6 protein-coding genes are annotated in these 8,643 nt (G+C 62.7%); 4 read left to right on the top strand and 2 right to left on the bottom strand.

The genetic code is table 11. The annotated features are described in order from the left end of the window. Positions 1-140 precede the first annotated feature (140 nt). Positions 141-818, bottom strand: coding sequence for an alpha/beta hydrolase (locus tag AC1DQ3_RS14440; protein WP_477120864.1), 678 nt, complete (start codon positions 816-818; stop codon positions 141-143). Positions 819-1,028: 210 nt separating this feature from the next. Here AC1DQ3_RS14440 and AC1DQ3_RS14435 point away from each other — a divergent pair, with 210 nt between their 5' ends. After that, positions 1,029-1,469, top strand: coding sequence for a GFA family protein (locus tag AC1DQ3_RS14435; RefSeq protein WP_477120863.1), 441 nt, complete (start codon positions 1,029-1,031; stop codon positions 1,467-1,469). Between the two features lie 170 nt (positions 1,470-1,639). On the opposite strand, the gene AC1DQ3_RS14430 is transcribed toward AC1DQ3_RS14435, so the two are convergent. Continuing rightward, on the bottom strand, positions 1,640-3,253 hold the full coding sequence (locus tag AC1DQ3_RS14430; RefSeq protein ID WP_477120873.1) for a methyl-accepting chemotaxis protein: 1,614 nt from the start codon (positions 3,251-3,253) through the stop codon (positions 1,640-1,642). A gap of 436 nt (positions 3,254-3,689) precedes the next feature. Between AC1DQ3_RS14430 and AC1DQ3_RS14425 the strand changes: the two genes are divergently transcribed. From AC1DQ3_RS14425 to AC1DQ3_RS14415, 3 genes are all read left to right on the top strand, one after another. Next, positions 3,690-6,557, top strand: a complete 2,868-nt coding sequence (locus tag AC1DQ3_RS14425) for an ATP-binding protein (protein ID WP_477120862.1) — start codon at positions 3,690-3,692, stop codon at positions 6,555-6,557. 322 nt (positions 6,558-6,879) lie between these two features. Next, entirely contained in the window at positions 6,880-7,569 is a 690-nt protein-coding gene (locus AC1DQ3_RS14420) for a dienelactone hydrolase family protein (RefSeq protein WP_477120861.1), read from the top strand. A 242-nt stretch (positions 7,570-7,811) separates the two neighbouring features. Further along, positions 7,812-8,636 (top strand): alpha/beta fold hydrolase, encoded by an 825-nt coding sequence (locus AC1DQ3_RS14415; protein WP_477120872.1) that lies wholly within the window; start codon positions 7,812-7,814, stop codon positions 8,634-8,636. Positions 8,637-8,643: the final 7 nt, after the last annotated feature.

Genomic DNA, 8,643 nt, shown 5'->3' with positions numbered 1-8,643 from the left:
AATGCGGTAGCCAACCCGCGGATATCAGCGTGATCCACCGTCGAGACTTACTGCTACGTCGCCCTCAGGAAATTGGGTGAGGAACAACATGGAACTGTGAAACTGAATCAAACCAATCTCGATTGACACGGGGAGTCATATCAGCTCGCAGCCCGGCCAAGCCTTTGGCGGCTATCGAGATACTCCGCCACGGCGCGCTGGAACACGGGCAGCTTGCCGGTGAAGAAATGGTTCGCGCCGGGGACCACCACAACGGGCAGCGCCTGCGGGCGCGCCCAGTCGAACACCGCTTGCAGCGGTACGTTGGTGTCCAGTTCGCCGTGGATGACCAGGGCATCGGCAGGCACCGCGGGCGTGTCGTAGGTGCGCCCGCCGGCCGCCGGCCCAGCCGGCATGCCAGCCAGGATCAGGCGCGCGATCTGCTCGCCGTCCTCCAACAGTTGCTTGATCACTCGCGTCTGCACATAGGCGCCGAACGAGAATCCGGCCAGCGCCAGCGGCAGGCCCGGGTGCGCCTGCCTGAGATGCCGGACGACCACAAGCAGATCGTCGGTCTCGCCCTCCCCCGCATCGTGGCTGCCTTGCGTGCCGCCCACTCCCCGGAAGTTGGGCCGCACGGCCAGATAGCCCCGCGCCTGGAAGATCCGGGCCAGCGCCACCGGAATCTTGTGCCCGGCGCTGCCGCCAAGCAGCGGATGCGGGTGCGCGATCAGCGCGATGCCCTTGGGCGGACGATGCGGCGAATCCGTCAGGGCCTCGATGCGGCCGGCGGCGCCATCGAACCAGATGCGATTGTCTGAGGGAGGAAGCGAAGACATAGGGTGTACGGGGGAGGGCAAAAAAACGAGCCGCCAGCCTTGACGTCAAGACCACGACTGCAAGGCTGCATTGTAATGCCGGCGCCTGTCTTCGTTCGGCGCCATGCTGGACGCGGCCATCGCCGGATGACCGGCCAGCGGGCGCCGAGCAGCGTGGCGCGCCGCCAAGTAGAATGCCCCTCGTCGTTAAAAAGACAGGAGACAACGCCCATGACGATCCCCGCTACGTTGGAGTGCCTTTGCGGCAAGGTCCGGCTGCGCATTGCCGGAGCGCCAGTGGCCAAGGCCAATTGCCATTGCCAGGCTTGCCGGGATTACTATGCGGCGCCGATGTTTGCCGCCACGGCCTGGGAACCGGCCAACGTCGTGGTGGAGCGCGGCGCCGAATACCTGGTGACGTACCACCACAGCACCCGGCAACTTGAGCGCCAGTTTTGCCCGCAGTGCGGCGAGACGCTGTTCGGCACCAATCGCCTTGGCATGTCGGTCATTCCCAACAGCCTCTTCGCGCGGGCGGCCGGTGGAGAACTGCCGGAGGCTTTGCAGCCGGCCATGCACCTGTTTTACCGGCATCGCGTGGTGGACGTGGACGATCAGTTGCCAAAGTTCCTGGATGGCTGGGATGGTCCGCTGCATAAGGCAGGGTTTTGAGATGAAGAGCGGCTGACAATTTGCGCGCACCATCAAGCCGCAGAGGACCTATGCGTCTTCAGTCATGCGGATGCAAATGCGGATGCGGATGCGGATGCGGATGCGCGTGGCCTGACGGAGGCGACGGCCCACGACCGGGGCCGGCATCCTCCGTGGCAACGGCCCCGCGATCAGGCCACGGCGATGGAAACGGGGCTCCGCGCCTGCCTGCCGCCCGCCAGCGCATGCGTCGGCTCGGCGCCGGGCAGGCGGAAGAACGCCACCACCTCGTTGAGTTGCCGGCCCTGCTCCTGCAGCGCGAGGGATGCGCTGGCGGCTTGTTCGACCATGGCCGCGTTCTGCTGCGTCACCTGGTCCATCTGCGAGATCGCCAGGTTCACCTGCTCGATGCCGCGGCTCTGCTCCAGCGACGCGCCGGCGATGTCTTCCACGATGGTGCTCACGCGCGCCACGGCCTTGGTCACCGATTGCATGGTCTGCCCCGCTTCACCTGCCAGCGTGGCGCCGTCCTTGATCTGCTGGAGCGAGCCCGCGATCAGTTCCTTGATCTCCTTGGCGGCGCTGGATGAGCGCTGCGCCAGGCTGCGCACCTCGGTGGCCACCACGGCAAAGCCGCGGCCCTGCTCGCCGGCCCGGGCGGCCTCCACCGCCGCGTTCAGCGCCAGGATATTGGTCTGGAAGGCGATCCCTTCGATCATGCCGGTGATATCGGCAATCTTGGCAGAACTGGCGCTGATGCCCTGCATCGTATCGACGACCCGGCCCACCGCCGTGCTGCCGCCCTGCGCGATATCGGCAGCCTCCCGGGCCAGTTCATTGGCCTGTTTGGCACTCTCGCTGCTCAGGCGTACCGTGGCGGTCAGTTCCTCCATGCTGGCGGCGGTTTCCTCGAGCGACGCGGCTTGCTCTTCGGTGCGGCGGTTCAGGTCCGCATTGCCCGCGGCAATCTCCGCCGAGGCGTCGGCAATGCTGCCGCTGCTCTGGCGCACGCGGGAAACAATCTCGGTCAGGCGCTCGTTCATATCGCGCAGGGCCGACAGCAGCCGGCCGGTCTCGTCCCGCGCCACCACGGCAATCCTGCTGCCCAGGTCGCCGCGCGCCACCGTTTGCGCCACCTCGACGGCCATTTGCAGCGGCGCGGTGATCGCGCGCGTGATCAGCAGCCCGCCCAGCGCGGCCAGCACCACGGCGGCAATTGACATGACCATCACCAGGTTGCGCTGCGCGGCGTAGTCTGCTTCCATCTGGCGCACGGTATCGGCCTGTCGGGCCGCCGTGAATTCGGAATAGGTACCGGTGGCCTTCACCAGCGCGGCCAGCAAGGGCCGGCATTGCGCGTTCATCTTCTGGATGGCTTCATCGCGCTTGCCGGCAAGCGCAAGCCCGACGATGTCGGTTGCCACGGGACCATAGCGCGACTCCACGCGGTTGATCTCGCGTACCAGGTTGCGCGCGGTATCGCTGGCGTCGCTGGCTGTGGCCATCATCTCATTGAGCCGCGCCAGGCGCGCCTGTACGTCGTCATGGGCACGCAGCGCTTCGGCCTTTTCTATTGCCAGATCCTCGGGTGTGGTGACCAGCACCAGGTTGCGCGCAGCAATGGCGCGGCGGTCGACCGCGGTGCGCACCTTGGCGGCTATCTCGGCGCGTGCGTTCATGCCTTGCAGGTAGCGGGAGAAACCGTCCATCGTCTGATGCAGTGCGTGCAGCGATAAGGCGGAAACAGCTAGCGCGATCATGGCTAACGCGCTGAAGCTCAGCAAGAGCTTGCCCTTGATGGTCATGTTGGCGAATTTCACTGTCTATCCCCTTGTCCCGTAGGGACGTTGGCGCTAAGGATGGGCCCATAGGCCATGGCTGTAGTCGGCAAGCCTGGCCATTGCGCTGCCATCCCGTTCCCGTTTCAATTGTTTGCCGCGATCGTCTTCGCGTCGCGCCTTCTGCCTATGGCATGGGCAGCCACATTCCGAATTGGTTAATTGGTTAATTGGTTAATTGGCGAATGGATTCGGAATCAGACTGCACAAAGATTAACGGCAACAGTCGGGAGATATTCCCCCTCCTGAAGAGGGGGCAGTTTTTTGAATGACGGTTTAGGTGCTGTTATCGCCGCTTACGCAGGCGGGACGAGTAAGCGGCAATTCACGGCGGCCGTTCGTGTTCGATCGCTGGGACATAGCCTATGCTTTGTAAAACAAGCTTTCAGCATCGGGGGAACGCGTGTCTCCTGTCATCCCTCCGGTCGACGACGCCATCACGTTCGGGCCATTCCACCTGTTTCCGGCACAACAAATGTTGCTGCAAGCAGACAAGCCTGTTCACCTCGGAAGTCGCGCACTCGAAATCCTGGTTGCTTTGGTCGAGCAGCCAGGGGAAATGGTCAGTAAAAGGGACCTGGTCGCGCGAGTTTGGCCGGATACCGTTGTCGAAGACGGTAATCTCAAAGTCCATATCGCCGCACTGCGTAAAGCGTTGGGCGATGGTCGGGACGGCAATCGATACCTGGTGAATGTGCCTGGCCGCGGCTACAGATTCGTCGCGCCGGTCGTGCACCCTCGGCAGTCGGCGCAGCCGACTGCCCAAGTTGGTGCCGGCTCGCACCCTTGCCATATACCGTCTCCGCTTACACGCATCCTCGGCCGCGAGGATATTGTCGAGGCGATCATCGAGAAACTGTCCAAAAACCGCCTGGTGACCATCGTCGGACCGGGCGGCATCGGCAAGACTACCGTAGCGCTCGCGGTCGCTGCCAAGCTCGTCGGGACACAAAAGGACGGCGGCGGCTTCGTTGATCTGGCGCCGCTGGCCGACTCCCTGCTCGTGCCGAGCGCACTAGCCACCATGCTAGGGGTCCCGGTGCGTTCAGGCAATCCGGTCCCGAACCTGATTGCTTTCCTTGCGGACAAGCAGATGCTCATCGTGCTCGATAGTTGCGAGCATGTCGTTGCCGCGGTGGCGGTGACCGCGTCGGCGTTGCTCGAAGGTACCTCTGGCTTGCACATCCTGGCGACCAGTCGCGAACCGCTGAGGCTGCCAGGCGAAAGTGTCCAGCGCCTGCCGCCGCTGAAGACGCCTGCCTCGTCGGAGGCGCTGACGGCTGATAAGGCGCTCACCTTTGCGTCCATCCAGTTGTTCGTGGAGCGCACTGCCGAACGCTTTGATGCGTTCCGCCTGACCGACATGGACGCGCCGGTCACCGCCGATATCTGCCGCGAGCTCGACGGCAACCCACTGGCGATCGAGTTGGCGGCGGCCCGCGTGGACGCCTTCGGCCTTCAAGGTGTAGCGACGCAGCTTGACGATCGCTTTCGTCTGCTGACGAGCGGTTGGCGCAACGCGCCGCCACGTCATCAGACGCTCATGGTAACGCTCGACTGGAGCTACGATTATCTGTCGGGACTTGAGCGTGTGATCCTGCGCAGGCTGGGGATCTTCGCAGGCTATTTCGATCTGGCGGCAGCTGGCGAAGTGGCTGCAAGCGGTGCCGTCACGCAGTCGGACGTCCTCAATGGCGTCGCCGACCTCGTTGACAAATCGCTTGTCTCGGCCGATGTAGGCAGTACAGTCGCACGCTATCGTCTCCTCGACACGACAGCCGCCTATGCGCGCAAGAAACTGCTGAATCACGGTGAGTTCGAGCAGGCGGCGCGAAGTCATGCCAAATACTATCTCGGTCTGCTGGAGCGAGCGGCCGTGGAAGCTGCCCTGCGGCGCAATGGGGACTGGCCAGTCGCCTATGGAGCCCATGTCGACAATGTCCGCGCAGCGCTGGACTGGGCATTTTCCCCAAGCGGCGATCCCACCATCGGCGTGTGCCTTACCATTGCGGCAGTGCCGTTGTGGCTGCATTTGTCACTAGTGAACGAGTGTCGCCTGCGCGTAAATCGCGCGCTCGAAAGCGTGAAGCACAGCGCGGGCGGAGGCAGGTATCAGGAAATGCAGCTTTTGACCGCGCTCGGCGTGGCGTTGTATTCCATCGGACCTGGAGCGGAATCCGGAACCGTCTGGACCAGGGTTTTGGAAATCGCTGAGGAGCTTGGAGACATAGACTATCGATTACGCGCACTATGGGGGCTTTGGGTTGTGTGCGTCACGGGCGGCAAGCATCGAAGCGGGCTATCGCTTGCAAAACAATTTGCCGTTCTTGCTTCCAGGACGACGGATCCTGTGGCCCTGTTCGTCAGCGAACGATTGATCGGCACCTCACTGCATTTCCTGGGCGAGCAGCGGGGGGCACGACACCACTTCAATCTCATGCTTGGCCGCCCGCTCTCGGGCAGTATCCGAACACAGATTGTTCGCTTTCAGTTTGACCAGTCTGTCGCCGGACGCGCGTTTCTTTCTCGAATCCTTTGGTTGCAAGGGTTCCCTGACCAAGCCATGCACGAGGCCGAAGGCGGCGCTGCCGACGCGCAAGCACTGGGACATTCTCTCTCACTATGCTATGCGCTGGGGCAGGCGGCATGCCCGATTGCATTGCTCACGGGCGATATGACAGCAGCGCAACGGAGCGTATCAACGCTGCTCGAACATTCAGTGCAGCATGAACTGCCGCTCTGGCAGAGCATGGGCCGCTGTTTCAGTGGCATATTGAAGTTCAGGAGTGGCGATCGCAGGGCAGGATTGCTACTGCTTGGCGAAGCGGTGGATGAACTCCGTGAAGCAGGATTCGTCCTGTATCACACGGCGGCACTCTGTGARTACGCGGGGGCCCTGGGAAGCTTCGGGGAGATTGCCCGCGCGCGGGCGGCGATCAACGAAGCGCTGGCGCAATCCAGGCGTAACGACGAACTGTGGTGCATGCCGGAACTGCTGCGCGTCAAGGGCGAACTGTTGTTGCTCGAAGCCGGCTCCAACGGGGCGCCTGAAGCCGAGAATCACTTTCAGAAGTCCTTCGCGCTAGCGCGGCAGCAAGGCGCGCTGTCGTGGGAATTGCGTGTTGCCACAAGCCTTGCCCGGTTGCAGATGACGCAGGGCCGTGAGGAACAGGCGAAAGATCTGCTTGCGGATACATGCGCCCGCTTTACCGAGGGATTCGGCACTGCGGATATGCGAGCGGCCAAGGCGATGCTGGACAACATGCCCTGACGGGCATGGATGCCATAGGCAATTGGGCCTGCCTGCTGGCCGGCCACGCGCATGACGGGCGAGAGATCGCATTGCGCTCCCCGCCGGCGCGCGGGTTCGCGACTTTACCGGGATTTACCGCGATTCACCACGCTTGACCCGTCCTTGCCCAATTCCGACCTACACTTTCTTCCAATCGGACGCTGATCGTCCCAGGGGCGAGCGCCAGGAAAGCTGGCGGATAGATTCACATCACACAGCGCGGTGACACAAACGACGAGGCGCTATCGTCGTGAAGCGTGGGTGTGCCAGTCGGCAAGATCACCTATTCAGGATGAGCATCATGAACTCTCGCATTGACATCGTTACGCCGGACGGGAGTTTCTACGCCTATATGGCGGAGCCGAAAACCATACCCGCACCAGCAGTGGTTGTCCTCCAGGAGGCGTTCGGCGTCAACGCAGACCTCCGCGCGACCTGTGATGAACTCGCAGCGAACGGACTGATTGCCGTTTCTCCGGATCTCTATTGGCGTCAGGAACCCATGCTCCAGTTGTACGAGACGACCGACTCGCCAAAAGCATTTGCGCTCTACCGGGCGCTCAACCTCGATACGGCGGTCGCGGACGTCCAGGCTACCGTGGAACACGCAAGGGCCATGACGTGGTGCACCGGCAAGGTGGGTGTCATGGGATTCTGCCTGGGTGGCTTACTGACCTATCTGGTTGCCGTGCGGGGTGGCGTCGATGCAGGCGTCTGCTACTACGGCGGCAGGACTGAAGAGTTTCTCGGCGAAGGTCCTCGTTTGAGTGGGCCACTCCTGATGCACTTCGGCGATCTGGACGAGTACATCTCCACGACGGCACAGGCCGCCATTGCCAAGGAATTGGCGCCGAAAGGCGTTGAAATACATACGTATCCCGGGTGCTCCCACGCATTTGCCCGGCACCAGGGCACGCATTACGACGCGGCCGCCGCGTCGCAGGCAAACGCGCGAACGGTGGCATTTTTTCATGATCACCTTCGAGGTTGAACTGAAAGGCTGAACAGGAAGAGCGCATCACCACTAGTTCAGTGATTCAGTGATGGCAGAGAGGGAGAACTAACCATATGGAAAATCTGCATCTACCAACGCGGCTCATGGCAACGCGTCGTGCGCTTTTAAAAGCCGCCGCGGCCGTCGGTGCGTTCGCCGCGATGCCTTTCGCAACGTTTGCCGCCGGGCCCGCCACAAAGACTTCGGCCCCTGGCGGCCACAACCCTGGAGACCAGGCGATGAACACGATCAAGACCAAAGACGGCATTGACATCTTCTACAAGGATTGGGGAAAGGGCCAGCCAATCGTCTTCTCGCACGGCTGGCCGCTGAGCGCCGACGACTGGGACGCCCAGATGATGTTCTTTCTGAACCACGGCTTTCGGGTTATCGCGCATGACCGCCGGGGTCACGGGCGTTCGACCCAGACGGCCGACGGCCACGATATGGATCACTATGCCGACGACCTCGCGGCTGTTACCGCGCATCTGGATCTGAAGCACGCCATCCACGTTGGCCACTCCACCGGGGGCGGCGAGGTCGTGCGCTATCTGGCACGGCACGGCGAGAGCCGCGTGGCCAAGGCGGTGCTGATCAGCGCCGTACCGCCGCTGATGGTCAAGACGGCCACGAATCCGGGAGGGTTGCCCAAGGACGTCTTCGACGGATTCCAGACGCAGGTTGCCAACAACCGGTCGCAGTTTTACCGCGACATCGCCGCTGGACCGTTCTACGGCTATAACCGGCCGGGCGCCAAAGCGGCCGAAGGGGTCATCCAGAACTGGTGGCGCCAGGGCATGGAAGGGGGCGCCAAGGCGCACTACGACGGCATTGTCGCCTTCTCCCAGACGGACTTTACCGCGGATCTGAAGAAGATCTCGGTGCCGACGCTGGTGATGCACGGCGACGATGATCAGATCGTACCCTACGCGGACTCCGCGCCGCTGAGCGCCAAGTTGCTGAAGAACGGCACGCTGAAAACCTACAAAGGGTTCCCGCACGGCATGCCCACCACGGAAGCGGACACGATCAATGCCGACCTGCTGGCGTTCATCAAGTCCTGAAGGTGAC

Source organism: Cupriavidus sp. 01T418, from assembly GCF_056398885.1.
This window is presented reverse-complemented; position numbering and strand designations above follow the sequence as displayed.